At 67.1% G+C, this 307-nt stretch carries 1 pseudogene; it reads left to right on the top strand.

Going from position 1 to position 307, the window contains the following annotated elements:
- A pseudogene (locus tag EN862_RS35525) lies at nucleotides 1–307 on the top strand (hypothetical protein); the annotation flags it as partial.

Below are 307 nucleotides of genomic sequence, written 5' to 3'. Positions count from 1 at the left end.
GCGGCATGGGCGACATCAGGACACTGACCGTCGCCGAATACCGGCAGCTATCCTGGCCTGGCCGCCTTGCCTATCGCCTCTATCGCCATCCGCTGGTGATGTTTGGTCTCGGCCCGATATGGCTTTTCATCTTCGAGCAGAGGCTGCCGGTCGGCATGATGCGCGGCGGCCTGACGCCGTGGGTGTCATCCATGGCGACCAATCTCGGCATCGCGCTCGCCGCGGTGACGCTCATCGGGCTTGTCGGGCCGGCCGAGCCCGCGAGGATCACGATCGGCAGGTGGACGACCAGGAACGCGCCCGGCCC

This window comes from Mesorhizobium sp. M2E.F.Ca.ET.219.01.1.1 (genome assembly GCF_004016445.2).
Lineage (GTDB): Bacteria > Pseudomonadota > Alphaproteobacteria > Rhizobiales > Rhizobiaceae > Mesorhizobium.
This window is presented reverse-complemented; position numbering and strand designations above follow the sequence as displayed.